Below are 25,715 nucleotides of genomic sequence, written 5' to 3' on the forward strand. Positions count from 1 at the left end.
CGGCCTCCCCCGCCCGTTGATCGATTCGGCCCGATCCGGGACCGTCACCTCATCGAAATCCGGGACCTTCACCTCATCGGAATCGGCGGGCGGCGGCAATTCTCCGGAACGGCCATTCGGCACCGGTCACCGAATTCGCCCCGCCCGGGCACGCCCCCGCCACACCCCTCCGACGACAGGCTCACGACCCCGGACGGAACACCGGTGCGGCGCGCGGCACGGCACGCCTCAGCCGCCCAGCCGTCCGCTCATCCACTGGAGCGCCGCCGGGATCTCCCGCCGCCACGTGTTGAAGTTGTGGCCGCCGCTGTCGAGGATGATCGACGAGATCCGGGTCCGCCGGGTCGCCTTCACGAGGTCTATGAAGCCCAGCGTGTCCTTGTAGTTGGACTCGCCCATCCTGCTGCTGCTGACGAGCAGTGAGGTGTCGGGCGCGGGACGGTTCCTCAGGTACCAGCGCAGGTCCGCCCTGTCGCGCAGTCCCTTGTCGCCGTGGAAGAGGTCGCCCGTCGTCCGGTCGATGGGCGCCTTGTAGTACGGCGACAGGCCCGCGCCCGCGGCGTACACCCCGGGGTGGTGGACGGCCAGCTTCAGCGCGCAGTAGCCGCCCGTCGAGTCGCCGATGACGCCCCAGCTCCCGGGCTTCGTGCCGACCCGGTAGTGGGCCGACACGGCCTCGGGCAGATCCCTGGCGAAGAAGGACTCGGCCTGCGGTCCGCCCGGGACGTCCACGCACTCGGTGTCCCTCGGGGGCGCCACGGTCGGGCGCAGCATGACCAGGATCATCGGCTGGATCCTGCCGTTCTTGGCCAGCCGGCTCACGGTCTGCGGGTAGTGCAGCCCCTTGACGAGGGCACCCGCGGTTCCCGGATAGCCGGTCAGCACGGTGACGGCGGGGAACGTCCGGGCCCGGTAGCGCGGCTGGAAGTACTCGGGCGGCAGATAGACGTACGCCGGTGTGGCGATCCGGGTCGTGCGGCCGACGACGTCGATCTTCTGGATCTGGCCGCCGATCCAGGGCCGGGCGCCGCCCGAGACGTTCACCCGCTGGGTGTCGACCACTTGGAGGGGGCCGCCGCCCGCACCCCGCGCGCCGTTGTGGTTCACGACCACGCCCTCGCCGCGCTCCTGGCCGAGCAGGTCGGCCCAGCTGGCGTAGAACCCGAATGCCTGGTTGGTGCCGAGTCCGACGCAGGCGAACAGCGCCAACTGGGTGGCCAGCAGCAGGCCGACGCGCCCGCTGACGGCCCGCCAGGTGCGCCGCGCCAGCCGCGGCCACCACCACACCGTGCCCGCGAACAGCAGGACGGCGAGCAGGACCGCCAGTACCAGCACCTTGTTGCTCGTGAGACCCATGAGCTGCTCCGCCTGCGCTTTCCGCCCCGGGCCGTCCCGCTCCTTCGCGAGGCCTTGCCCTGGACTTTCCTTGCCTTTTGAACCGGCTTTCCGGAGACGAGTGAACCTGTGTCCCCAAGACACCGTCCTAGAGGGCGCAATGTCGCCGGATGCCGGAATGGCACCGGATTCAAGGTCTCTCGCAGAACTACGGGATGCGATGTCTGTCAGGATAGATGGGGAATTGTCGGGCGAGGTTCCGAGCGGAACAGGCCGGATGCGGCGCATACTCCGCGGTCCGAGCCCGGACGCCGTCCCCGCCCTGATCGCCAGGGCCTGCACGCTCGTCGGTCTCCTGGACATCGCCGCGGGCGTCTTCCCGCGCTTCCGTCACAGCCGTATGCACGCCCTCGCGGAGGTGCTGCCCGGCTCGTTCGGCCCGTTCGCCGCGGCCCTGTCGCTCAGCGCCGGCGTGCTCCTGCTGCTGCTCGCCCACGGGCTGCGGCGCCGCAAGCGCCGGGCCTGGCGCGCCGCGGTGGTCCTGCTCCCGCTGGGCGCCGTGGCGCAGTTCGCGTACCGGCACTCGCTGATCGGCGTCGTCATCTCGGCGGCGCTGCTCGCACCGCTGCTGCGCCACCGCGACGAGTTCGCGGCCCTGCCCGATCCGCGCAGCCGGTGGCGCGCGCTCGCCAACTTCGTCCTCATGGGCGCCGGTTCCCTCGTCCTCGGTCTCCTCATCGTCAGCGTCCACGAGAACCGCATGATCGGCGACCCGAGCCTGGCCGACCGCATCACCCACGTCCTGTACGGACTGGTCGGCTTCGAGGGCCCCGTCGACTACGCCGGACCCACCTCCTGGACGGTCGCCTTCTCCCTCGGCGCGCTCGGCTGGCTGACCGCCGTCACCACCGTCTACCTCGCCTTCCGCCCCGAGCACCCCGCCGCCCGCCTCACCGAGGACGACGAGGTCAGGCTCCGCGCCCTGCTCGACCGGCACGGCAGCCGCGACTCCCTCGGCCACTTCGCGCTCCGCCGCGACAAGGCGGTCGTCTTCTCGCCCAGCGGCAAGGCGGCGGTGACCTACCGGGTGGTCTCCGGAGTGATGCTCGCCAGCGGCGACCCCATCGGCGACGTGGAGGCCTGGCCCGGCGCCATCGAGCGCTTCATGGACGAGGCACGGGCGCACTCCTGGACCCCCGCCGTCATGGGCTGCTCCGAGACGGGGGGCGAGGTGTGGACCCGCGAAACCGGCCTCGACGCCCTCGAACTGGGGGACGAGGCGGTGGTGGATGTCGCGGATTTCTCCCTGGCCGGGCGCGCGATGCGGAACGTGCGCCAGATGGTGAAGCGCATCGAGCGGGCTGGCTACGAGACACGGGTACGGCGCATCCGTGACCTCGGCGAGGGCGAACTGGACCGGATACGGCGCGCCGCCGAGGACTGGCGCGGCACCGACACCGAACGTGGTTTCTCCATGGCGCTCGGCCGGATCGGTGACCCCTCCGACGGGGACTGTCTGATCGCCACCGCCCACAAGGCCGACGACCGGCCCGGACCGTACGGCGATCTGAAGGCCGTCCTGCACTTCGTGCCCTGGGGCACCGACGGGGTCTCCCTGGACCTCATGCGGCGCGACCGCGCCGCCGACCCCGGCATGAACGAACTCCTCATCGTGGCGGCGCTCCAGGCGGCCCCCCGCCTCGGCGTGGAACGGGTCTCCCTCAACTTCGCCATGTTCCGCTCGGCGCTCGCCCGCGGCGAGAAGATCGGCGCCGGGCCCGTGCTGCGCGCCTGGCGCGGACTGCTCGTGTTCCTCTCCCGCTGGTTCCAGATCGAGTCGCTGTACAAGTTCAACGCGAAGTTCCGCCCCCGCTGGGAGCCGCGCTTCGTCGTCTACGCCTCCTCCCGCGACCTCCCCCGCATCGGCCTCGCCGCGATGCAGGCCGAGGGCTTCGTGAACCTCGCCCTCCCCCGCCTCCTGCGCCGACGCCCCCGGGCTCCCCGCCCCTGCGCGCACGCACCGGCGGAACGCGACGTCAGAGCGGCCTAGCCCGGACGCCGGGCCGTCGCCGCCCCCGCCCGCCCACGGGCGGGGGCGGTGGGCGGGCCACCAGGGCGGTCCGGTCCGGGAGGAGGCCTAGGCTGGGCGTATGAGCATCGAGCGCGGGCGCGGCCGAGTCGCGGGACTGCCGACGTGGGACCGCTGCGCGGTCATGGGGGTCGTGAACGTCACCCCCGACTCCTTCTCCGACGGCGGCCACTGGTTCAACACGACGGCGGCCGTCAAACACGGCCTCGACCTGGTCGCCGAGGGCGCCGACCTGGTGGACGTGGGCGGCGAGTCCACCCGCCCCGGAGCCACCCGCGTCGACGAGGCGGAAGAGCTCAAACGCGTCATCCCCGTCGTCCGCGGCCTCGCCGCCGAGGGCGTCACCGTCTCCGTGGACACCATGCGGGCCTCCGTCGCCGAGCAGTCCCTCGCCGCCGGAGCGGCCCTCGTCAACGACGTCAGCGGCGGCCTCGCCGACCCCGCGATGCTCCCGGCCGTCGCCGCGGCCGGCGCCCCCTTCGTCGTCATGCACTGGCGCGGCTTCCTCGCGGGCGGGAACGTGCGGGGCGTGTACGAGGACGTGGTCTCCGAAGTCGTCGACGAGCTGCACGCACGCGTGGCGGCCGTCATCGAGGCCGGTGTCGCCGCCGACCGGATCGTCGTCGACCCCGGGCTCGGCTTCTCCAAGGACCCCGGCCACGACCTCGCGCTCCTCGCCCACCTCGACCGCCTCCGCGCCCTCGGCCACCCCCTGCTGGTCGCCGCCTCCCGCAAGCGTTTCCTCGGCCACGTCCTGGCCGACCCGAAGGGCGCGCCGCCGCCCGCGCGCGAGCGCGACGCCGCCACCGCCGCCGTCTCCGCGATCGCCGCCCAGCACGGCGCCTGGGCGGTCCGCGTGCACGAGGTCAGGGCCACCGCCGACGCCGTACGGGTCGCCCGCGCCGTCGAGGGTGCCCGCACCGGCGGGCCGTCCGGCTCCGTCGGCCGTCCTGCCGCAGAGGGAGCCCGGTGAGCACACCGCAGACCGACGTCGAGCAGGTCGAAGGCGCCAACACGGCGTTCTACGAGGCGCTGGAGCGGGGCGACTTCGAGGCCCTCTCCGGCCTGTGGCTGGCCCCGCTGGACACGTCCGACGACGACTTCGAGGGCGAGGGCGCGGTCGTGTCCTGCGTCCACCCGGGCTGGCCCGTCCTCAACGGCCGGGGCGAGGTCCTCCGCTCGTACGCGCTGATCATGGCGAACACCGAGTACATCCAGTTCTTCCTCACCGACGTGCATGTCTCCGTCTCCGGCGACACCGCGCTCGTCACCTGCACGGAGAACATCCTCAGCGGGGGCCCGGCACCCGACGACGGCGAGGAGCTCGGCCCGCTCGTCGGCCAGCTCGTCGTCGCCACGAACGTCTTCCGCCGCACCCCCGAGGGCTGGAAGCTCTGGTCGCACCACGCCTCGCCCGTGCTCGCCGAATCCGGTGAGGAAGACGACGAGGACACCGCCGGTTGAGTGGGTGTGGGCCCCACAGGGACCAAGAAGTGGTTGGAATCACCACCTCGGGGTAGGGGCGGCTACCAACCCGTGAGCCGCCGTGTTCCCCAGGGGAAACGCCCGGTGAAGCCTCGTCGCCTTCGCCCGGACGCCCTCCCCCGCGGGCGAACGCTGTCAGTGCCCGCAGGTAGATTCGCCTGAGGCCGCCGTACCGACCGCACTCGGTGCACAGCGGCCGTCACCGACGATTGCAGGAGTGATTCGCGTGGATCGTGTCGCGCTGCGCGGCCTCAAGGCCCGCGGGCACCACGGCGTCTTCCAGAGGGAGCGCGAGGAGGGCCAGACCTTCATCGTGGACCTGACGCTGGGCCTGGACATCCGGCCGGCCGCGGCCGACGACGACCTGGCGAAGACCGTGCACTACGGCATCGTGGCGGAGGAGGTCGTCGCCGTCGTCCAGGGCGAGCCCGTCGACCTCATCGAGACGCTCGCCGAGCGCATCGCCCAGACGTGCCTCAAGCACGACGGGGTCCTGGAGGTCGAGGTCTGCGTCCACAAACCGGACGCGCCGATCACGGTTCCCTTCGACGACGTGACCGTCACGATCACCCGGAGCCGAGCATGACCGCCGCGTCCTTCACCGAGGGTCCGAGCGACCCGACCGTACAGCCGGTGCCCGCCTCGGTCGTCGAGCGCGTGGACGCCGCCGACTCGACCCTGCAGAACCCCCGGCGCGCCGTGATCTCCCTCGGCTCGAACCTGGGCAACCGCCTGGAGACCCTCCAGGGCGCCATCGACGCCCTGGAGGACACCCCCGGCGTCCGCGTCAAAGCGGTCTCCCCGGTCTACGAGACGGAGCCGTGGGGCGTCGAACCGGACAGCCAGCCCTCGTACTTCAACGCGGTCGTGGTGCTCCGGACCACCCTGCCGCCGTCCTCGCTCCTGGAGCGGGCGCACGCGGTAGAGGAGGCCTTCCACCGCGTACGGGACGAGCACTGGGGCCCCCGCACCATCGACGTGGACATCGTCGCGTACGCCGACCTCGTCTCGGACGACCCGGTGCTGACGCTCCCTCACCCGCGCGCCCACGAGCGGGCCTTCGTCCTCGCCCCCTGGCACGACGTCGACCCCGAGGCGCAGCTTCCCGGCCGCGGTGCCGTCGCCCAGCTCCTCACCACGGTCACGCGGGACGGCGTCGCTCCCCGCGCGGACCTGGAACTCCGGCTGCCCGAGTAGTCGTTAAGGTCAGGACGACCACGGGCCGGCCCGGCACAGGGCCGGCCCCCACGGGCTACCGAAGGGGCATCGTGAAAGAGCTGCGCATCAGGACACTGGCCGCGGTGTTCGTCGTGGCCGGAGTGCTGTCCTGGGCGGGCGCCCGCCTGTGGGCCGCGGTGGGCACGCTCCCCCGGGTCCCGCTGGCTGCGCCCATCGTGCTCGCCCTGATCGCGATCGTCCTCCTCGCGACGGCCCTGTCGCTGCGCGCCCGCCTCAAGGCGCAGCGCGAGCGCCGCCCCGGCGCCAAGGGCGTCGATCCGCTGATGGCGGCCCGCGCGGTCGTCTTCGGCCAGGCGAGCGCCCTGGTCGCCGCCCTGGTGGCGGGACTGTACGGCGGGACCGGCGTCTTCCTCCTGGAGTCCCTGGAGGTCCCCGCCCGCCGCGACCAGGCGATCTACGCCGGGTTCTCCGTCGTCGCCGGCATCGCCGTCATAGCGGCCGGTTTCTTCCTGGAGCGTGTCTGCAAGCTCCCGGAGGACGACGACGAACACCACGGCGGCGCGGCCCCGGTTGCCTGACGAGGAACGAACGCCACGGGCCCCGGTCCGCCTTCACCGGCGGGACCGGGGCCCGTGGCGTTGCGGAGCCGCCCGGCGGCCGGCCGGACCGGCGCGGACCGCCCCGCGACGGGGCCGGCGCGCCGCGAGGTCTGTCTCCGGCCCACCGCATGATCCGGACGACAGGCCCTAGCGGGCCATGATGAGGCTCATCGCCTCGTTGCGCGTCGCCGCGTCCCGCAGCTGTCCGCGGACCGCCGACGTGATGGTCTTCGCGCCGGGCTTGCGGATACCGCGCATCGACATGCACATGTGCTCGCACTCGATGACCACGATCACACCGCGCGGCTCCAGGATCTCCATCAGCGAGTCGGCGATCTGGGTCGTCAGCCGCTCCTGCACCTGCGGGCGCCGGGCGAAGACGTCGACGAGGCGCGCCAGCTTCGACAAGCCGGTGATCTTTCCGGTGGCCGCCGGGATGTAGCCGACGTGGGCGACGCCCCGGAACGGCACCAGGTGGTGCTCACAGGTGCTGAAGACCTCGATGTCCTTCACCAGGACCATCTCGTCGTGGCCCAGGTCGAACGTCGTCGTCAGCACGTCCTCCGGCTGCTGCCGCAGTCCCGCGAAGATCTCCTTGTACGCCCGCGCCACACGCCCCGGCGTCTCTCTGAGCCCCTCGCGGTCCGGGTCCTCGCCGACGGCTATCAGCAGCTCGCGTACGGCGTTCTCGGCGCGCTTCTCGTCGAACTCGCCGATCGTGGCCTCGCCGTCCAGCGTCACGGGGTCGGTCATCTGGTCCTCGTTCCTGGGGATCCTGCGCGTGCCGTCGACGCGTCCAAAAGGTGCGGGCGTACGAAAAAGCCGCGCCCCCCAGGCTAGAACCTGGGAGGCGCGGTATGCATTCCGGCCCTGGTGAGAGCGCCGGGAGCCGAACGATGTCAGCTCTCGGTGCGGTCCTCCGGGCTGGTCTCCGTAGCCGGGACGGACTCCGTCGCCGTGGCGATGGAAGCCGTCGAGCCGTTCGCGCCGTTCGTCAGTGACAGCTCCTTGGGGGAGAGCACCGGCGGACGGGTGGACGGAGTACGGCGGGAGGAGCCGGTCCACGCGGGGCGGGCCGGGCGCTTCACGATGGGAGCGAAGACCTCGGCGATCTGCTCCTTGCTCAGCGTCTCCTTCTCCAGCAGCTGGAGCACCAGCGCGTCCAGAACGTCGCGGTTCTCGACCAGGATCTCCCAGGCCTCGTTGTGCGCGTTCTCGATGAGCTTCTTGACCTCTTCGTCGACGAGCGCGGCGACCTCTTCCGAGTAGTCACGCGGGTGCGACATCTCCCGGCCCAGGAAGGGCTCGGTGTTGTCGCCGCCGAACTTGATCGCGCCCAGACGCTCGGTCATGCCGTACTGCGTGACCATCGCGCGAGCGGTGGCCGTGGCCTTCTCGATGTCGTTCGCCGCACCGGTGGTCGGGTCGTGGAAGACGAGCTCCTCGGCCGCGCGGCCGCCCAGCATGTACGCGAGCTGGTCCAGCATCTCGTTGCGCGTCGTGGAGTACTTGTCCTCGTCCGGCAGGACCATCGTGTAGCCGAGGGCACGGCCACGCGACAGGATCGTGATCTTGTGCACCGGGTCGGAGTTCGGAGAAGCCGCCGCGACCAGGGCGTGTCCGCCCTCGTGGTACGCGGTGATCTTCTTCTCCTTGTCCGACATGATCCGGGTCCGCTTCTGCGGGCCCGCGACCACACGGTCGATCGCCTCGTCCAGCATGTCGTTGTCGATGAGCTTCTTGTTGCTGCGCGCGGTGAGCAGCGCAGCTTCGTTCAGCACGTTCGACAGGTCGGCACCGGTGAAGCCGGGGGTCCGGCGGGCCACCGCGGACAGGTCGACGCCCGGGGCGACCGGCTTGCCCTTCTGGTGGACCTTGAGGATCTCCAGACGGCCCTGCATGTCCGGGCGGTCGACCGCGATCTGGCGGTCGAACCGGCCGGGGCGCAGGAGGGCCGGGTCGAGGATGTCGGGCCGGTTCGTGGCGGCGATCAGGATGACGCCGCCCTTCACGTCGAAGCCGTCCATCTCGACGAGCAGCTGGTTGAGCGTCTGCTCGCGCTCGTCGTGACCGCCGCCGAGGCCGGCGCCGCGATGGCGGCCGACCGCGTCGATCTCGTCGACGAAGACGATCGCCGGGGCGTTCGCCTTGGCCTGCTCGAAGAGGTCACGGACTCGGGAGGCACCGACACCGACGAACATCTCGACGAAGTCGGAACCCGAGATCGAGTAGAAGGGAACGCCCGCCTCGCCCGCGACAGCACGCGCGAGCAGGGTCTTGCCGGTACCAGGAGGCCCGTAGAGCAGGACGCCCTTGGGGATCTTGGCGCCGACGGCCTGGAACTTGGCCGGCTCCTGGAGGAACTCCTTGATCTCGTGGAGCTCCTCGACGGCCTCGTCCGAACCGGCGACGTCCGCGAACGTCGTCTTCGGGGTGTCCTTGGTGATGAGCTTCGCCTTGGACTTCCCGAAGTTCATGACCCGGGAGCCGCCACCCTGCATCTGATTCATCAGGAACAGGAAGACGACGACGATGAGGACGAAGGGCAGCAGAGACAGCAGGATGCCCAGGAACGGGTTCTGCTTGGACGGCGAAACGGTGTAGCCGTCCGGGATCTGCTTGTTCTCGTACTTGTTCTGGAGTGTGTTGGCCAGGGTCACGCCCTGGTCGCCGATGTAACTCGACTGGATCTTCGAGCTGCCGTCAACCTTCTCGCCGTCCTTCAGCGAGACCTTGATGACCTGCTCGTCGCCGGTGGTGATCTTTGCCGACTCGACCTTGTTCTGGTTGATCGCCTGGACGACCTGGCCGGTGTCCACCGTCTTGTAGCCGCCGGACGAACCGACGACCTGCATCAACACGACCACGGCAAGGACGGCCAGCACGATCCACATGACCGGCCCACGGAAGTATCGCTTCACGTCCATCCATACGGAGCGGTGCCGCCCCGTCCCTCCTGCCATAGTGAGTTTGATAAAGACTGTTCTTCGGACGGTACCCCAGCATTGTCACCCGAAGCCGCAGGGGACTGCTGGCAATCCCGCCCACGCATGCTCCAACGGCGCGAAACCCGCTGGGGTTCCCGAACGCCTTACGAGGACTCAGCCGCCCTCGTCGGGAAGGTGCTCAGCCGCCGTAGACGTGGGGCGCGAGCGTACCGACGAACGGGAGGTTGCGGTACTTCTCGGCGTAGTCCAGGCCGTACCCGATGACGAACTCGTTCGGGATGTCGAAGCCGACCCACTCCACGTCGATCGCGACCTTCGCCGCGTCCGGCTTGCGCAGCAGCGTGCACACCTTCAGCGAGGCGGGCTCGCGCGAGCCGAGGTTGGACAGCAGCCAGGACAGGGTCAGTCCCGAGTCGATGATGTCCTCGACGATCAGGACGTGCTTGCCCTTGATGTCGGTGTCGAGATCCTTGAGGATCCGCACCACGCCGGAGGACTGGGTGCCCGCGCCGTACGACGACACGGCCATCCAGTCCATGGTGACGGGGGTGGACAGCGCACGCGCGAGGTCCGCCATGACCATCACGGCGCCCTTGAGCACTCCGACGATCAGCAGGTCCTTGCCCGCGTACTCCGCGTCGATCTTCGCGGCCAGCTCTGCCAGCTTCGCGTCGATCTCTTCCTTGGTGATGAGCACCGACTTGAGGTCGGTGCCCATGTCTTTCGCGTCCACCCGCATCACTTTCGGTCGTCCGTCCCACTTTTTTGGGCTCGCGCGGCCGGTCGGACCGCCCGGGACCCGGTACTGGGGTCCCGTGGAACCGCGTGAGCGGCCCCGGCGGAGGGTCCGGTTTTCAGCCTTGCCGAATCACCAGTCTGCCACCCTGCCGCTGAGCGACGACTTTGCCCGGGAGATTGATCGCTCCCTGGCCTCGCCAGCCGGTGATCAGCCGGTCGATCTCCTCGATGTGACGGGCGAACAGGGAACCCGCCGGGGCACCCGCCTCGATGGCCGCGCGGCGCAGGATGCGGCGCCGTACGGCGGGCGGCAGGGCGTAGAGCTTGGCGCACTCCAGGAGGCCGGCCGCGTCGCGTACGGAGGCCTCGGCCTGGCTGGCCCAGGTGTCGAGGGCGTCGGCGTCGTCCCGGGACAGCTGGGCCGTCCGGGCGAGCGCCTCCACGACGCCTTTGCCGAGGGCCTTCTCCAGGGCGGGCAGCCCCTCGTGGCGGAGCCGCGAACGCGTGTACGCCGGATCGGTGTTGTGCGGGTCGTCCCAGACGGGCAGCGACTGGACCATGCACGCCTTGCGGGCGGTCTGCCGGTCCAGGTGCAGGAAGGGACGCCGGTAGCGGCCGTCGGCCCCCGAGACCGCGGCCATGCCGGACAGGGAGCGGATGCCGGAGCCGCGGGCGAGGCCGAGCAGGACGGTCTCGGCCTGGTCGTCGCGGGTGTGGCCGAGGAGGATCGCGGTGGCGCCGTGGCGCTCGGCGGCGGAGTCCAGAGCGGCGTACCGGGCGTCGCGGGCGGCGGCCTCGGGGCCTCCGTCGCGGCCGACGGTGACGGCGATCGACTCGGCGGGGCCCAGGCCGAGTTCGGTCAGGCGCAGGACGACCTCGTCGGCGCGCAGGTCGGAACCGGGCTGCAGACCGTGGTCGACGGTGATGCCACCGGCTCGGATGCCGAGTTTGGGGGCCTCGAAGGCGAGGGCGGAGGCGAGCGCCATGGAATCGGCGCCGCCGGAGCACGCTACGAGGACGAGGGGCGCCGGAGGCGCGTCGCCGCCCTGGCGCGGCCGGGGAGAGGTCGCGGGGGGCTGTTCGAGGGGAGCGCCCGCCGGCACGGTCATGCTGCGGCGTGTTCCGGGGGCGGGGACGCGCTCGGCGTCGGGCACGCAGGGGCGCGCGGCACCGCGCGCGGGCGTACGCCGGGTGTCGGGGGTGGGCGGGTGCTCGGTGAGGATGTCGTGGAGTACGCGGCGGACCGCCAGGCGTATCGCCGCGACCGCAGGATGGGGACCCATGTCCGGTTCCCTTCATGAAGTTTTCGGGGGGTTAGCCCGGGATCGGTCACTCAGAGTGTGTAGATGGTGACAGAACCGGGGCGTTCCCCGAGCATTGCACGCCTACCCATGCTCCACGGTCCCTCGGACGGGTGATTGGAGGGGCGTTTGCCTGCCGTCGGCCGGATCCGGTTCACGACCGTCCCGTAAGGTTCACGACTCCGCCTTGCGGTGCACCCGTGTGACCCAGTCCGCCGGTTTGGCGATCTCCGCCTTGGTCGGGAGGGTGTTCGGCGAGGTCCACACGCGGTTGAACCCGTCCATGCCGACCTCGTTGACGACCGCGCGGACGAAACGCTCGCCGTCGCGGTACTGCCGGAGCTTCGCGTCGAGGCCGAGCAGCTTGCGCAGGGCCAGGTCCAGGCGGGAGGCACCCTTCGCGCGGCGCTGCTGGAACTTCTCGCGGATCTCCGCGACGGAGGGGACCACCTCGGGTCCGACGCCGTCCATCACGAAGTCGGCGTGTCCCTCCAGGAGCGACATCACGGCGGTGAGCCGGCCGAGGATCTCCCGCTGGGCGGGCGTCTGCACGATTTCCACAAGGGAACGCCCGCCGTCGTCCTCCTCGGTGTCCGGGCGCGAGCCGGCGAGGGACTGCGCGGCCTCGCGGACGCGCTCCAGGACGGTCATGGGGTCGACCTCGGTCTCCCCCAAGAACGACTGGATTTCGCCCTCCAGGTGGTCGCGCAGCCAGGGCACGGCCGAGAACTGGGTGCGGTGCGTCTCCTCGTGGAGGCACACCCAGAGGCGGAAGTCGTGCGGCTGGACGTCGAGTTCACGCTCCACGTGCACGATGTTCGGGGCGACGAGCAGCAGCCTGCCACCGCCGTTGCCGGGACCCGCTGGGCCGCCGGCGGGCAGGTCCCGGGTCGCGGGCGCGAACGTCTCGTACTGCCCGAGGACCCGCGAGGACAGGAACGACAGCAGCATGCCCACCTCGACGCCGGTGACCTTGCCGCCGACCGCGCCGAGGACGGCTCCGCCGGGAGTGTTGCCGCGCCGCTCCTGCATCTTCCCCAGGAGGGGCTTGAGGATCTCCCGGAACCCCGCGACGTTCGCCCGCACCCATCCGGGGCGGTCGACGACGAGGACGGGGGTGTCGTGCAGGACGTCGTCACCCATGCGGGTGAAGCCCCGGACGTGCTCCTCCGAGGACTTCGCGTGCCTGCGCAGTTCGGCGACGATGGCCCTGGCCTCGTCACGGCTCACTTCGGGGCCCGGCCGCACGAGCCGGGTCGCGGTCGCCACCGCGAGGTTCCAGTCGACCATCCCAGTAGATGCAGCACCACCGATGCTCGTCATGCGTCAACCGTACGTGAGCGGGTCCGCCTGCGGTGAGGGGTACGGCGCCGGATGCGGCCGGGCGGGGGGCCGGTGGTGCCGCTGATGCCGGTGGGACGGAACGGGCCCGACGCCGTGCGGACGGCTCATCGTTCACTCGTCCTGTCGCCGTGGCGGGCCCGTCCCTCCGCCGTGACGGGCCCCGTCCGTCCCGCCGTCCCGCGGCTACCGGCAGCCGCAGGACGCCAGTGCCGTCGCCGTGTGGTCGAGGGCGGACCGCGCGGCGAACGGATTGGGCGGGTTCGCCTCGTCCGACGTCATGAAGGCGAAGGCGAGAAGTCGGCCGTCCGCGTCGACGACCGTTCCGGCGAGGGTGTTCACGCCCGTCAGGGTGCCGGTCTTGGCGCGGACGACGCCGGTGGCCGTGGGGGCGTCGGCGTACCGGGTGCTGAGCGTGCCGGTGAAGCCGGCGATGGGCAGCCCCGTGAGGACCGTGCGGAGTTCCGGGTGGTCCGGGTCACCGGCGGCGGCCAGCAGGGCGGTGAGGAGGTCCGCGGAGAGCTTGTCGGCGCGGTTCAGACCGCTGCCGTCCGCGAAGTGCGCGCCGGTGAGCGGGAGTCCGAGCTTCTTCAGGACGGCGTGGATCGCCTTCGCGTCGCCGTCGAAGCTGGGGTCCGCGCCGGTGGCGAGGGCGACCTGACGGGCCAGGGCCTCGGCGATGTCGTTGTCGCTGTTGGTCAGCATGCGCTCGACGAGCGCGGACAGCGGCGGCGAGGAGACGGACGCGAGGGCCTTGGAGCGGCCCGTCGCCTTCGAGGGGCCCGGTGAGGTCGCGTCGATGCCGCGGGCGTGCAGCAGATCGGCGAACTTCCGCGCCGCGTCGGCCGCCGGGTCCCCGGCGCGCACGGCCGTACCGCTCGTGGAGTCGTCCCCGCGGCCCTCGTCGACCATCAGCGGGGTCACCTCGGCGATGTTCTCGTTGACCCCGATGGGGTGAAGTACGGGCCCCTTGTAGAGCGAGGTGTCGTACGAGAGCGTCACGTGGTCCATGTGACGGGACTTCAGCGCGGCGGCCGTCCGGTCGGCGAGGGTGCGCAGGCTCGCCCAGCCGTCGGTGACCTTGCGCGCGGTCAGGGTCGGGTCGCCGCCGCCGACCAGCACGACCTCCTTGGTGTCGGGCTCCAGGACCGTACGCGTCGTGATGCGGTGGTCGGGGCCGGGGGCCGTGAGGGCGGCGACCGCGGTGGCGATCTTCGTGGTGGAGGCCGGGGTCTGGACCTCGTCGGCGCCCTTGCCGTAGAGCCGCTTGCCGGTCGCCACGTCGACGACGACGGCGGTGCGCCGGGCGCCGAGGACGGAGTCGTCGAGCAGGGGGTCGAGGACGTTCTTGAGGGCCTTCTCGGCGGGGGCGGGCACGGTGCCCGTGGAGCGGCTCAGTCCGGCCAGGACGGTCGCGGCGCTGGGGGCGGGCCGGGGCGTCGTCGCGGCGGCACCGGCCGCGCCCGCGTGATCTGCGCCACCCTCGGGCGCCCGCGATGCGGCCCAGTCGCGCTCCGCCGTACGCTGACCGGTGGAGTCCCAGGGACCGGCCACGGTCGCCGCACCGGCCGCGAGCGCCAGCCCCACGGTGGCGGCGACCGCTGTGAGCTGCGGTGTCGTGAACCGCACGGCACGGGGCCGCACGGCTCGGGTGACCCGCGCCACATGCGGTTTCACCGTCCGCGCGACCCGCACCAGATGCGGTCTCGCGGTCCGCCAAGCCCTCAGCTCTGGCACGACCACCAGCCCCTTTCGCGATCACCCACCTGCGTGAGGGACACTTAACCACCAGAACTATGTGCTGATCATGGAGGAGCCACCGGTGGAGTTCGACGTCACGATCGAGATTCCGAAGGGTTCACGGAACAAGTACGAGGTGGACCACGAGACCGGTCGGATCCGTCTGGACCGTCGACTCTTCACCTCGACCAGCTACCCGGCCGACTACGGCTTCGTCGAGAACACCCTCGGCGAGGACGGCGACCCGCTGGACGCCCTGGTCATCCTGGACGAGCCGACGTTCCCCGGCTGCCTCATCCAGTGCCGAACCATCGGCATGTTCCGGATGACGGACGAGGCCGGCGGCGACGACAAACTGCTGTGCGTCCCGGCGCACGACCCGCGGGTGGAGCACCTGCGCGACATCCACCACGTGTCGGAGTTCGACCGCCTGGAGATCCAGCACTTCTTCGAGGTCTACAAGGACCTCGAGCCCGGCAAGTCCGTCGAGGGCGCCGACTGGGTCGGCCGCACGGACGCCGAGGCCGAGATCGAGCGTTCCTACAAGCGCTTCAAGGAGTCGGGCGGTCACTGACCTGCCGTGGGCGGCTCCGGCCGCCCCGATTCCGAACGGGCCGTGCGATCCCTCCGGGGGCCGCGCGGCCCGTTCGCGTATCCGTACGCATACTGAGGCATACGGAGGTTAGAAGAAGATCCACAGGCAGGCGAAAGGCGAGGCGGGAGTTGGTGGCGGACCCGGAAGCGGAAGACCGCAAGCCGCAGTCGGACGAGGCGAGGAAGGCCTTCGGTCCGTCTGCCGGTCTCGCGGCGCCAGGGTCTGCGGCTGTTGACGAGGACTCGTCGATCACGTCGGAGTTCGCCCTTCCCAAGGGGCTCGCCGGCGCGCAGCAGCAGCCGGCCGACGCGTCGACCACGTCCGAGTTCTCGGTCCCCCGTGGCCTCGATGTCACGCAGGCGCCGCCGGTCGAGCAGGAGGGCTCGGCGTTCAGCCTCCCCGCCACGTACAGCGCGCGGCAGGCCCCGCCGGCCTTCACCCCGCCGAACGGCATCCCGTCCGTCAGCCTGACGAAGGACGCCCCTTGGCAGGACCGGATGCGCACGATGCTGCGCATGCCGGTGACCGAACGGCCGGCGCCCGAGCCCGTCCACAAGGAGGACGATTCGGGGCCGGCCGTCCCGCGCGTGCTCGACCTGACGCTGAGGATCGGCGAGCTGCTCCTCGCGGGCGGTGAGGGCGCCGAGGACGTGGAGACGGCGATGTTCGCCGTCTGCCGCTCCTACGGCCTCGACCGCTGCGAGCCGACCGTCACCTTCACGCTGCTGTCGATCTCGCACCAGCCGTCCCTGGTGGACGACCCGGTGACGGCGTCCCGGACGGTCCGCCGCCGGGGCACCGACTACACCCGTCTGGCGGCCGTGTACCGGCTCGTGGACGATCTCAGCGACCCGGAGACCGCGATCTCCCTGGAGGAGGCCTACGGGCGCCTCGCGGAGATGCGCCGCAACCGGCACCCGTACCCCGGATGGGTGCTCACGGCCTCCGGCGGGCTGCTGGCCGGTGCGGCCTCCGTGCTCGTCGGCGGTGACGCGATCGTGTTCGTCGCGGCGGCACTCGGCGCGATGCTCGGCGACCGGCTCGCGTGGCTGTGCGCCGGACGCGGACTGCCCGAGTTCTACCAGTTCACCGTCGCCGCCATGCCGCCCGCCGCGATAGGGGTGGCCCTCACGGTCGCGCACGTCGACGTGAAGGCGTCCGCGGTGATCACCGGTGGGCTCTTCGCCCTGCTGCCGGGGCGGGCGCTCGTCGCGGGCGTGCAGGACGGTCTGACCGGCTTCTATATCACCGCGTCCGCGCGCCTGCTCGAAGTCATGTACTTCTTCGTCGGCATCGTCGCCGGTGTCCTCGTCGTGCTGTATTTCGGCGTGAAGCTGGGCGCGGAGCTCAACCCGGACGCGGCGCTGAACATCTCCGAACGGCCGCTGCTGCAGATCGCCGCGTCCATGCTGCTGTCGCTGACCTTCGCGGTGCTCCTCCAGCAGGAGCGGTCCACCGTGCTGGCCGTGACCCTCAACGGAGGAGTCGCCTGGTCGGTGTACGGGGCGATGCACTACGCGGGGGGCATCTCCCCGGTGGCCTCCACGGCCGTCGCCGCGGGCCTGGTCGGGCTCTTCGGGCAGTTGCTGTCGCGCTACCGGTTCGCGTCGGCGCTGCCGTACACGACCGCTGCGATCGGGCCGCTGCTGCCCGGTTCGGCCACCTACTTCGGACTGCTGTCGATCGCGCAGAACGAGGTCGACAAGGGCCTGGTCTCGCTCACGAAGGCGGCGGCCCTGGCGATGGCCATCGCGATCGGCGTGAACCTCGGTTCGGAGATCTCGCGGCTCTTCCTGCGGCTGCCGGGCGGCTCCGCCGGCGGCCGGCGGGCCGCCAAGCGGACGCGCGGATTCTGAGGTCCGCGGCCGCCGCGAGGGCGGCCGCGCGCCGTCAGCTCCGGCCGTTCCCCTGACCGTTCCCCTGGCCGTAGGGGTACTGCTCCGAGCCGTACGGCTGCTGGGAGGGGTCCTGCGGGTACGGGCGACGGCGGCCCTGACGCGGGTCGTAACCCTGCTGGGGCTGCTGCTGGGGCTCGTGCTGCTGCTGGGGGCGTCCCTGGTCGTAGCCCTGCTGGTAGCCCTGGTCGTACTGCTGCGGGTCGTACTGCTGCTGGTCGTAGCCGCCCTGACCCTGGCCGTACTGCTGCTGGTACGGGTCCTGGTACTGCGGCTGCTGGTGCGGGTGGCCGTAGCCCTGGTTCTGGTTCGCGTACGGGTCCTGGCCGCCCTGGTGGCCGTACGGGTCGTGGCCCTGGTTCTGGTTCTGGTTCTGACCCTGGTGGCCGTACGAACCGTCGTGGCCGGTGTTCCCGTACGCCTGGCCGTGGCCCTGGTAGCCGTACTGGTCCTGGCCCTCCTGGACCGGCGGTACGCGCAGCGGCCGGGTCGCGTCGTCCATGACGGGCGCGGCGGGACGGGTGTGGGCGGCCGGGGGCAGGTCCTGGGCCGGCGGCTGCGGGTTCTTCTTGGCCTTGGACCGGGCGCGCAGGAACTCGATGGCGATCGGGACGACCGACACGAGGACGATCAGGATCAGGATCGCCTCGATGTTCTTGTGCACGAACTCGATGTTGCCGAGCCAGGAACCGAGCAGGGTGACACCCGCTCCCCACAGGACGCCGCCGATGATGTTGAACGTGATGAAGGAGCGGTACTTCATGCCGCTGACGCCGGCGATGATCGGCGTGAACGTGCGCACGATGGGCACGAAGCGGGCCAGCACCAGGGACTTGGGCCCGTACTTCTCGAAGAACTCGTGGGCCTTCACCACGTTCTCCTGCTTGAACAGGCGGGAGTCCGGGCGGGTGAACAGGGAGGGACCGACCTTCTTGCCGAACAGGTAGCCCGCCTGGTCGCCGAGGATCGCCGCGACGCAGATCAGCAGGATCGCCGCCCACAGCGGGAAGTCCAGGGTGCCCGCCGTGATCAGCAGACCGCAGGTGAACAGCAGCGAGTCGCCCGGCAGGAAGAAGCCGATGAGCAGACCGGACTCGGCGAAGACGATGAGCAGCAGGCCCCAGATGCCGAAGTTGTCCAGGAGCGTGTTCGGATCCAGCCAGCTTGGACCTAGGGCAAGCGTCGTCACGGTTCCGGGCTCCTGAGGGGTGAAGGGAGGTGCGGCGGTCCTGTTCGGCCGACCAAAGCTATCAACGCAATGGGTCCACCCCAGGTTCCACCCGTGGCTCCAGGATGCACTGTGCGCCGACTGGGACAAAGCTGTGAGCCATGGGCATCGAAGAATACGGAGGCGGCCAGGGTCCGCAGTCGGACGTTCTGGTCGTGACGACGAACGACGTACCCGGATACCGCGTCGAGCGGGTCATCGGTGAGGTGTTCGGCCTCACCGTGCGCTCGCGTCATCTGGGCAGCCAGATCGGCGCGGGTCTGAAGTCGATGATCGGCGGTGAGCTCAAGGGGCTCACCAAGACGCTGGTCGAGACGAGGAACCAGGCCATGGAACGGCTCGTCGAGCAGGCACGCACGCGTGGCGGCAACGGCGTCCTGATGTTCCGCTTCGACGTGAGCGAGGCGGCGGACGTCGGCACGGAGGTGTGCGCGTACGGGACGGCCGTGGTCCTCGTGAAGGAGTAGCGCGAACGGCCCGTGCGGGCCGGCACGGGTAAGGGGCGGCCGCCATGGACGGACGCCCCCTACTCCTCTGTCTACGGCCGGTGCGCGCCCGTGGGCGGGCGGCCGGTCCTCACGCGCCGGCCCGGACCGCGTTCGCCGCGATCGCGTCCCTCAGGTGCTCGGCCAGTCCCGGCCGCATGGAGTCGTAGAACTCCTTGAACCGCTCGTCGGCGACGTACATCTCGCCGAGTCCTCGGTGGATCGCGTAGGTGCAGTCGTAGAACCACCGGGTGATGTGCCGCCGGTGCTCCTCGGCCAGGTCCATGGCCCGCTCGCCGTCCGGCGGATCACCGGCCTCCATGAGGGCTGCGTACCGCTCGCCCCACGACGCCACCTCCGCCTGCATCCGCTTCCAGTCGTCCTTGGTGTAGCCGGCCGCACGGCGCTGCGACTCGGCGTAGGTGTCCGTCCCTCCCCAGCGGCGTTCGGCCTCCTCCGCGTGTGCCTCGGGGTCCTTGTCCCCGAAGACCTCGAACCTCTCCTCGGGCGTGAGGTTGATGCCCATCGTGCGTGCCTCCATGGCGTGCTCCACGGCCGCCGCCATCTTCTGCAGTCTCTCGATCCGGGCGGTGAGCAGGTCGTGCTGACGGCGCAGGTGTGTGCGCGGGTCGGCCTTCCCGGTCGCCTGGTCGTCGAGCAGGGCGGCGACCTCGTCGAGCGGGAAGCCGAGCTCCCGGTAGAACAGGATCTGCTGCAGCCGGTCGAGGTCGGCGTCGTCGTAGCGCCGGTGCCCCGCGTGGCTGCGCCCGCCGGGTGCGAGCAGGCCGATCTCGTCGTAGTGGTGCAGCGTGCGCACCGTGATCCCGGCGAAACCGGCGACCTGGCCCACTGAGTAGCTCAACGTCCGCTCCTTCCTCGGTACGCGCTTCACGATGGGTCCTCACGCCACGTGAGGTGCAAGTCCCGGCCCGTCGTCCGGCCCGGGACGCCCCCGGGCGGCCTCTCCCCCGCCGGGCTCCGGCGGCCGCTCGGGATGTTATGTCCGTTTCACGCACTTAGGGTGAGCCCGTGACCGAAGAAGCGGCTCCCCCGGGGCCGGCCCCCTCCGGGGCGATGCGCGCACGGACCCTGCTGCCGCTGTTCCTTCCTGCCGTGGTCGTCGGCGCGGTCGCCAGCCTCCTCTTCGTCGGCGTGAGCGAGCTGGCCGAACAGCTCAAGGACGTGCTGTGGACCACTCTCCCGGACGCGCTCGGCATCGGCGGCTACTCCTCCCTGTGGATGATCGTCATGCTCACCGCCACCGGTGTCCTGGTCGGTCTGGTGGTGTGGAAGGCACCGGGACACGCGGGCCCCGACCCGGCGACCCTGGGGCTCCAGGCCTCCCCGATGGCCCTCGTGATCCTCCCGGGGCTCCTCGTGGCGACCGCGCTGATGCTGGCCGGCGGTCCGAGCCTCGGCCCCGAGAACCCGATCATCGCGGTCAACGTGGCGCTGGCGTTCTGGGCGGGCCGCAGGTTCGCGCCCGCCGCCCCCGGCGAGGTGTGGGTGACCCTGGCCGAGGCCGCGACCATCGGCGCCCTGTTCGGTACGCCGGTGGCGGCGGCGCTGGTCATCTCCGAGGCGCTCGCCGGGCGCCAGGTGAGGGGCAGGCTGTGGGACAACCTCTTCGCCCCGCTGACGGCGGCTTCGGTGGGCTCGATGACCACGGCGCTGCTCGGCCATTCGAGCTTCGACCTCGATCTGCCCCCGCTCGGCGATCCCGGCTGGGCCGACGTCCTGTCCGCGCTGGTGATCGCCTCCGCGGCGGCCGTGCTGGGCATGGCCGCGGTCTACGTCTTCCCCTACGTCCACAAGGTCTTCTCGCGCCTGCGTCGCCCCATGGTGGCGCTTCCCGTCGGCGGGCTCGTCCTCGGCCTGCTCGGCTGTCTGGGCGGCTCCCTGACGCTGTTCAAGGGCCTGGACCAGGTCGCCGAGCTGGCCAGGAACCCCGACGGCTACTCGGCGGGCCGGCTCGCGCTGATGACCGTGGTGAAGCTGGCCGCGCTGGTGATCGCGGCGTCCTGCGGCTTCCGCGGCGGCCGCATCTTCCCGGCCGTGTTCGCGGGCGCCGCGTTCGGCCTGTGCGCCCACGCACTCGTTCCCTCGGTCCCGGCCTCGCTGGGACTGGCCGCCGGAGTCCTGGGCACGCTCCTCGCGATCACCCGGCAGGGCTGGGTGAGCCTGTTCACCGCCGCCGTTCTGGTGTCCTCGCCCTCGATCATCGCCCTTCTGTGCATCGCCTCCCTGCCGGCCTGGCTGCTGGTGACGGGCCGGCCCCAGATGCAGCTGCGCGAGGACGGGACCGCGATCCGATGACCCGATCCGTGAACCGCGGGAGTGCCCGCATCCGATGAACGAAGGGGACACTCCGTCCCGCAGACCGATGGGAGAAGACCCATGGCGCTCCACAAGGGCCACCAGGCGCACGAAGAGAGCCCGATGTCCGTCAACCCGTTCTACGGGGAGACCAACCCGGTCAGCGGCATGGTCGAGGCGCCGCCGAAGCACCGCCTCCCGGACGGCCCGCTGCCGCCCACCACGGCGCTCCAGATCGTGCACGACGAGCTGATGCTGGACGGGAACTCCCGGCTGAACCTCGCCACCTTCGTCACCACCTGGATGGAACCGCAGGCGGGGATGCTGATGGCGGAGTGCCGCGACAAGAACATGATCGACAAGGACGAGTACCCGCGCACGGCCGAGCTGGAGCGGCGCTGCGTGGCGATGCTCGCCGAGCTGTGGCACGCGCCGGACCCCTCCGCGACGGTCGGCTGTTCGACGACCGGGTCGAGCGAGGCGTGCATGCTCGCCGGCATGGCGCTGAAGCGGCGCTGGACGCAGCGCAACGCCGACCGCTACCCCGGCGCGCGGCCCAACCTGGTGATGGGGGTGAACGTCCAGGTCTGCTGGGACAAGTTCTGCAACTTCTGGGAGGTCGAGGCCCGCCAGGTCCCCATGGAGGGCGACCGGTTCCATCTCGACCCCCAGGCGGCGGCCGAGCTGTGCGACGAGAACACCATCGGGGTCGTCGGCATCCTCGGCTCCACCTTCGACGGGTCGTACGAGCCGATCCAGGAGCTGTGCGAGGCGCTGGACGCCCTCCAGGAGCGCACGGGCCTCGACATCCCCGTCCATGTCGACGGCGCGTCCGGCGCGATGGTCGCGCCCTTCATCGACGAGGACCTCGTCTGGGACTTCCGGCTGCCGCGGGTGGCGTCGATCAACACCTCGGGCCACAAGTACGGCCTGGTGTACCCGGGCGTCGGCTGGGCGCTCTGGCGGACCCCCGAGGACCTGCCCGAGGAGCTGGTGTTCCGGGTGAACTACCTGGGCGGCGACATGCCGACCTTCGCGCTCAACTTCTCGCGCCCCGGAGCGCAGGTCGCCGCGCAGTACTACACGTTCCTGCGGCTGGGCCGCGAGGGCTACCGGACGGTGCAGCAGACGACCCGGGACGTGGCACGAGGTCTGGCCGAACGGGTCGACTGCCTGGGCGACTTCCGGCTCATCACCCGGGGCGACGAGCTGCCGGTGTTCGCCTTCACGACGACGCCGGACATCACCTCGTACGACGTGTTCGACGTGTCCCGGCGCATGCGCGAGAGCGGCTGGCTGATCCCGGCGTACACGTTCCCCGAGAACCGGCAGGACCTGTCGGTGCTGCGGGTGGTGTGCCGCAACGGCTTCACCTCCGACCTGGCCGAGCTGTTCATCGACGACCTGAAGCGGCTGCTGCCCGAACTGCGCGCCCAGTCCGCCCCGTTGACCCGGGACAAGAGCGCGGCGACCAGCTTCCACCACTAGGGCGGCCCCGGGGCGGGTCGTCCACGCTCAGCCGGTGGCGCGGTCGTGACGGGTCAGCGGGTGTCCTCCGGGTGCCGCTCGCCCGTCGCGTACGGGTTCTCCTCGCCCTCCGCGAGGACCCCGACGAACGGCGCGCCCTCCCCCGCGAAGGTGTACGCGCCGGCCTCGACGCGGGAGATCAGACCGCGGGTCCACGCCGCGTCGGCATCGGCGGAGTGGACCCACAGGTTCATGATCTCCCCGATGTGGCCGAGCTGTTCCGGGCCGTCCTCGGGCACATAGTGCCCGGTCACCGCCGCCCGCCACTCCTCGATCCTCCCGATCCGCTCCTTCAGGAGGGACAGGGCCTCCTCCCGCGGGAGGTCGACCATGAAGCCGATCCCCGCCGACCGCACGTCCATCTTCTGGTCGTACGCCGTCAGGGACGCCCGCAGCAGCGCCAGGAACTCCGCGGTGCCGCTGTCCGTGATCTCGTACTCGGTGCGGGGCGGGCCGCCGGCCGTGGACGGCGCGATCTCGTGGGCGTGCAGCAAGCCCTGCTTGGCCATCTGCTTGAGCGCGTGGTAGATCGAGCCGGGTTTGGCGTTGGACCACTCGTGCGCGCCCCAGTACTCCAGGTCGTTGCGCACCTGGTAGCCGTGGGCCCGCCCGTGCTGGCGTACCGCGCCGAGCACGAGGAGACGGATCGCTGACATGCCGCCCAGCCTAGGCGCGGTGTCAGCCCCAGGAGGTGCCCCGCTCCTGTGCGACCAGCTCGAAGGCCGTCCTCCCGTCCAGCGACTCGCGGATGATGTCGGCGTGGCCCGCGTGCCGGGCCGTCTCGCGGATCAGGTGGAGGGCCACCCACCGCATCGACACGCGTCCCTCGGGCGGGAACCAGGGGTCGGCCGGGAGCGCGAAGGTCGCGTCGAGACTCGGCACCGAGCGCAGGAACGCGTCGGTCTCGGCGGCGACCTTCTCCCAGTACGCGAGCTGGGAGGCGACGGTCTCGCCCTCGACCAGCACGAAGCACTCGTGCCAGTTCGACTCGTCCCGCCGCACGGCGGGGGCCTCGCCCCGGGCGCGGGCGATCCACCCCTGCTCGACCTCGGCGACATGCTTGAGCAGCCCGGACAGGGACAGTTCGCTCGCGCTCGGCCGGCTCGCGGCCTGCTCCTCGGTGAGTCCGAGCAGCGCCCGGCGGACACCGCCCCGCTGCTCCTCGATGAAGGCGAGCAGCGCACCGCGCTCGTCGCCCCGTTCCTCGGCTCCCACGTGCGTGACCATGAACGGCCCCTCTCGTCCCATCGGGTCCTTCTGCCTGACACCGATGGACGCTACGGGCCCTTGCGGTCAGGTTCTGTCCGCAAGGGCCCGAGTGCGCGAGAAGGGGGCGAGGACCGTCTCGGCGGTCGCGAGGGGACGTTCCCCTCCGGCTGCCGGAGGCCGTCAGGAGCCGTCAGGAGCCCTCAGAAGGGGAAGCGGCTGCGGCCGTGCTGCACGGAGATCCACTTCGTGGTGGTGAACGCGTCGACCGTCGTCTCGCCGTTCAGGCGGCCGATGCCGGAGTGCTTCTCGCCGCCGAACGGGACGAGGGGCTCGTCGTGGACGGTGCCGTCGTTCACGTGGAACATGCCGGTGTCGATCTGCTTGGCGAAGTTCACGCCGCGCTCGACGTCGGCGGTGTGGACGGCGCCGGACAGTCCGTAGGGGGTGTCGTTGACGAGGCGGACGGCCTCCTCCTCGCCGTCGAAGGGGACGAGGAAGACGACCGGCCCGAAGACCTCCTGGCGAAGCAGGGCGGAGTCGGCGGGCAGGCCGGTCAGGACGGAGGGCTCGACCAGGTTGTCGGTGGTCGTACCGTGCACCAGGGCGGTGGCGCCCTCGGCGATCGCCTGCTCGACGGTGGCCGAAAGGGAGTCCGCCTGCGAGGAGTTGATGACGGGGCCGATCACCGTCTGCGGGTCGCCGGGGTCACCGGCCTTCAGCGTCCGCACCTTGGCGACGAACTTCTCGGTGAACTCCGCCTCGACGGAGCGGTCCACGAGGACACGGTTCGCGGCCATGCAGACCTGGCCCTGGTGGACGTAGCGGCTGAAGACGGCGGCGTCGACCGCGTAGTCGACGTCCGCGTCGTCCAGCACCACCAGGGCGCTGTTGCCGCCCAGTTCGAGGACCGAGCGCTTGAAGTTCGCGGCGCAGACCGTGGCGACGTGCCGGCCGACCTTGTCGGAGCCGGTGAAGGAGATGACCTTCGGCACCGGGTGCTCGATGAAGGCGTCGCCTATCTCGGCTATGTCGGTGATGACGACGTTCAGCAGGCCGCCCGGCAGCCCCGCGTCCTCGAAGATCTTCGCGACCAGGGAGCCGCCGACGATCGGCGTGTTCTGGTGCGGCTTGAGGACCACGCCGTTGCCGAGCGCGAGGGCCGGGGCGACGGACTTGACCGACAGCAGGAAGGGGAAGTTGAAGGGGCTGATGACACCCACGACGCCCACCGGGACGCGGTAGAGGCGGTTCTCCTTGCCGTCGACCGGCGAGGGGATGATCTTCCCCTCGGGACGCAGCGCCAGCTGGACCGACTCGCGCAGGAACTCCCGGACGAGGTGCAGCTCGAACGCGGCCTTGAGACGGGTGCCGCCCAGCTCCGCGATGATCACCTCGGTGATCTCGGCCTCACGCTCGTCGATGAGGGCGAGGGCCTTCTCGAAGACGGCGCGGCGCGCGTACGGGTTGGTGGCGCCCCATTCCTTCTGGGCGCGCTCGGCGGCACGGTAGGCGTCGTCGACCTCCTCCACCGTGGCGATGGTGATCGAGGCCAGCTTCTCGCCGTCGTACGGGTTGAAGTCGATGATGTCCCAGGAGCCGGTGCCCGGGCGCCACTCGCCGTCGATGTACTGCTGGGCCAGGTCGGTGAAGTAGGACGACATGCGCTCCCTCAATCCCTGTGCTGCCGAAGCAGGCTCCTGGCCCG

Annotated in this window: 23 protein-coding genes; 11 read left to right on the forward strand and 12 right to left on the reverse strand. The window is 71.0% G+C overall.

Annotated elements, in window-relative coordinates:
* Nucleotides 1–228: 228 nt before the first annotated feature.
* Nucleotides 229–1,356 (reverse strand): alpha/beta hydrolase, encoded by a 1,128-nt coding sequence (locus OG406_RS18790; RefSeq protein WP_266615437.1) that lies wholly within the window; start codon nt 1,354–1,356, stop codon nt 229–231.
* A gap of 256 nt (nt 1,357–1,612) precedes the next feature.
* Between OG406_RS18790 and OG406_RS18795 the strand changes: the two genes are divergently transcribed.
* From OG406_RS18795 to OG406_RS18820, 6 genes are all read left to right on the forward strand, one after another.
* A complete protein-coding gene (locus tag OG406_RS18795; RefSeq protein ID WP_382751123.1) occupies nt 1,613–3,385 on the forward strand; it encodes a phosphatidylglycerol lysyltransferase domain-containing protein in 1,773 nt (590 codons plus the stop codon).
* 100 nt (nt 3,386–3,485) lie between these two features.
* Nucleotides 3,486–4,397 (forward strand): dihydropteroate synthase, encoded by a 912-nt coding sequence (gene folP, locus OG406_RS18800; RefSeq protein ID WP_081218612.1) that lies wholly within the window; start codon nt 3,486–3,488, stop codon nt 4,395–4,397.
* A complete protein-coding gene (locus OG406_RS18805; protein ID WP_081218611.1) occupies nt 4,394–4,888 on the forward strand; it encodes a nuclear transport factor 2 family protein in 495 nt (164 codons plus the stop codon). Before folP ends, OG406_RS18805 begins: the two co-directional genes overlap by 4 nt.
* Before the next feature lie 247 nt (nt 4,889–5,135).
* Nucleotides 5,136–5,495, forward strand: coding sequence for a dihydroneopterin aldolase (gene folB / locus OG406_RS18810; protein WP_164372926.1), 360 nt, complete (start codon nt 5,136–5,138; stop codon nt 5,493–5,495).
* Nucleotides 5,492–6,106, forward strand: coding sequence for a 2-amino-4-hydroxy-6-hydroxymethyldihydropteridine diphosphokinase (gene folK, locus OG406_RS18815; protein WP_329186783.1), 615 nt, complete (start codon nt 5,492–5,494; stop codon nt 6,104–6,106). The genes folB and folK overlap by 4 nt, the downstream gene beginning before the upstream one ends.
* A 71-nt stretch (nt 6,107–6,177) precedes the next feature.
* A complete protein-coding gene (locus OG406_RS18820) occupies nt 6,178–6,666 on the forward strand; it encodes a DUF3180 domain-containing protein (protein ID WP_081218608.1) in 489 nt (162 codons plus the stop codon).
* Between the two features lie 168 nt (nt 6,667–6,834).
* Here the strand turns inward: OG406_RS18820 and folE are convergent, their stop codons facing one another.
* The 6 genes from folE to dacB form a co-directional block, all read right to left on the reverse strand.
* Nucleotides 6,835–7,440: a GTP cyclohydrolase I FolE gene (gene folE / locus OG406_RS18825; protein WP_164372924.1), complete on the reverse strand. Its 606-nt coding sequence runs from the start codon at nt 7,438–7,440 to the stop codon at nt 6,835–6,837.
* A gap of 146 nt (nt 7,441–7,586) precedes the next feature.
* Nucleotides 7,587–9,614 carry an ATP-dependent zinc metalloprotease FtsH gene (gene ftsH, locus OG406_RS18830; protein WP_164373007.1) on the reverse strand — a complete coding sequence of 676 codons (2,028 nt, stop codon included), beginning with the start codon at nt 9,612–9,614 and terminating at the stop codon, nt 7,587–7,589.
* A gap of 199 nt (nt 9,615–9,813) precedes the next feature.
* On the reverse strand, nt 9,814–10,374 hold the full coding sequence (gene hpt, locus OG406_RS18835) for a hypoxanthine phosphoribosyltransferase (protein WP_081218605.1): 561 nt from the start codon (nt 10,372–10,374) through the stop codon (nt 9,814–9,816).
* A gap of 115 nt (nt 10,375–10,489) precedes the next feature.
* Entirely contained in the window at nt 10,490–11,656 is a 1,167-nt protein-coding gene (gene tilS, locus OG406_RS18840; RefSeq protein ID WP_164372923.1) for a tRNA lysidine(34) synthetase TilS, read from the reverse strand.
* 192 nt (nt 11,657–11,848) lie between these two features.
* On the reverse strand, nt 11,849–12,997 hold the full coding sequence (locus tag OG406_RS18845) for a zinc-dependent metalloprotease (protein ID WP_164372922.1): 1,149 nt from the start codon (nt 12,995–12,997) through the stop codon (nt 11,849–11,851).
* Between the two features lie 204 nt (nt 12,998–13,201).
* A complete protein-coding gene (gene dacB / locus OG406_RS18850; protein WP_329186786.1) occupies nt 13,202–14,758 on the reverse strand; it encodes a D-alanyl-D-alanine carboxypeptidase/D-alanyl-D-alanine endopeptidase in 1,557 nt (518 codons plus the stop codon).
* A gap of 79 nt (nt 14,759–14,837) precedes the next feature.
* Here dacB and OG406_RS18855 point away from each other — a divergent pair, with 79 nt between their 5' ends.
* Nucleotides 14,838–15,329: an inorganic diphosphatase gene (locus OG406_RS18855; protein WP_081218601.1), complete on the forward strand. Its 492-nt coding sequence runs from the start codon at nt 14,838–14,840 to the stop codon at nt 15,327–15,329.
* A gap of 152 nt (nt 15,330–15,481) precedes the next feature.
* Nucleotides 15,482–17,206, forward strand: a complete 1,725-nt coding sequence (locus tag OG406_RS18860; protein ID WP_266615434.1) for a threonine/serine ThrE exporter family protein — start codon at nt 15,482–15,484, stop codon at nt 17,204–17,206.
* Nucleotides 17,207–17,240: 34 nt separating this feature from the next.
* Here the strand turns inward: OG406_RS18860 and OG406_RS18865 are convergent, their stop codons facing one another.
* A complete protein-coding gene (locus tag OG406_RS18865; RefSeq protein ID WP_329186787.1) occupies nt 17,241–18,434 on the reverse strand; it encodes a DedA family protein in 1,194 nt (397 codons plus the stop codon).
* 140 nt (nt 18,435–18,574) lie between these two features.
* Here OG406_RS18865 and OG406_RS18870 point away from each other — a divergent pair, with 140 nt between their 5' ends.
* Nucleotides 18,575–18,940 carry a YbjQ family protein gene (locus tag OG406_RS18870; RefSeq protein ID WP_081218598.1) on the forward strand — a complete coding sequence of 122 codons (366 nt, stop codon included), beginning with the start codon at nt 18,575–18,577 and terminating at the stop codon, nt 18,938–18,940.
* 109 nt (nt 18,941–19,049) lie between these two features.
* Here OG406_RS18870 and OG406_RS18875 read toward each other — a convergent pair whose 3' ends face one another.
* Entirely contained in the window at nt 19,050–19,820 is a 771-nt protein-coding gene (locus OG406_RS18875) for a MerR family transcriptional regulator (RefSeq protein WP_329186790.1), read from the reverse strand.
* Between the two features lie 212 nt (nt 19,821–20,032).
* On the opposite strand from OG406_RS18875, the gene OG406_RS18880 reads away from it, so the two are divergent.
* Both OG406_RS18880 and OG406_RS18885 read left to right on the forward strand, forming a co-directional pair.
* A complete protein-coding gene (locus OG406_RS18880; RefSeq protein WP_329190873.1) occupies nt 20,033–21,274 on the forward strand; it encodes an ion channel protein in 1,242 nt (413 codons plus the stop codon).
* A gap of 81 nt (nt 21,275–21,355) precedes the next feature.
* Nucleotides 21,356–22,762 carry a glutamate decarboxylase gene (locus tag OG406_RS18885; RefSeq protein WP_267051465.1) on the forward strand — a complete coding sequence of 469 codons (1,407 nt, stop codon included), beginning with the start codon at nt 21,356–21,358 and terminating at the stop codon, nt 22,760–22,762.
* Between the two features lie 53 nt (nt 22,763–22,815).
* Here OG406_RS18885 and OG406_RS18890 read toward each other — a convergent pair whose 3' ends face one another.
* The 3 genes from OG406_RS18890 to OG406_RS18900 form a co-directional block, all read right to left on the reverse strand.
* Nucleotides 22,816–23,457: a PadR family transcriptional regulator gene (locus tag OG406_RS18890; RefSeq protein WP_267051464.1), complete on the reverse strand. Its 642-nt coding sequence runs from the start codon at nt 23,455–23,457 to the stop codon at nt 22,816–22,818.
* Nucleotides 23,458–23,479: 22 nt separating this feature from the next.
* Complete coding sequence (locus OG406_RS18895; protein ID WP_266847592.1) at nt 23,480–24,028, reverse strand: DinB family protein; 549 nt, start codon at nt 24,026–24,028, stop codon at nt 23,480–23,482.
* Between the two features lie 182 nt (nt 24,029–24,210).
* Complete coding sequence (locus OG406_RS18900) at nt 24,211–25,671, reverse strand: aldehyde dehydrogenase family protein (protein WP_266615428.1); 1,461 nt, start codon at nt 25,669–25,671, stop codon at nt 24,211–24,213.
* Nucleotides 25,672–25,715: the final 44 nt, after the last annotated feature.

The sequence above is a fragment of the Streptomyces sp. NBC_01428 genome (assembly GCF_036231965.1).
GTDB lineage: Bacteria > Actinomycetota > Actinomycetes > Streptomycetales > Streptomycetaceae > Streptomyces.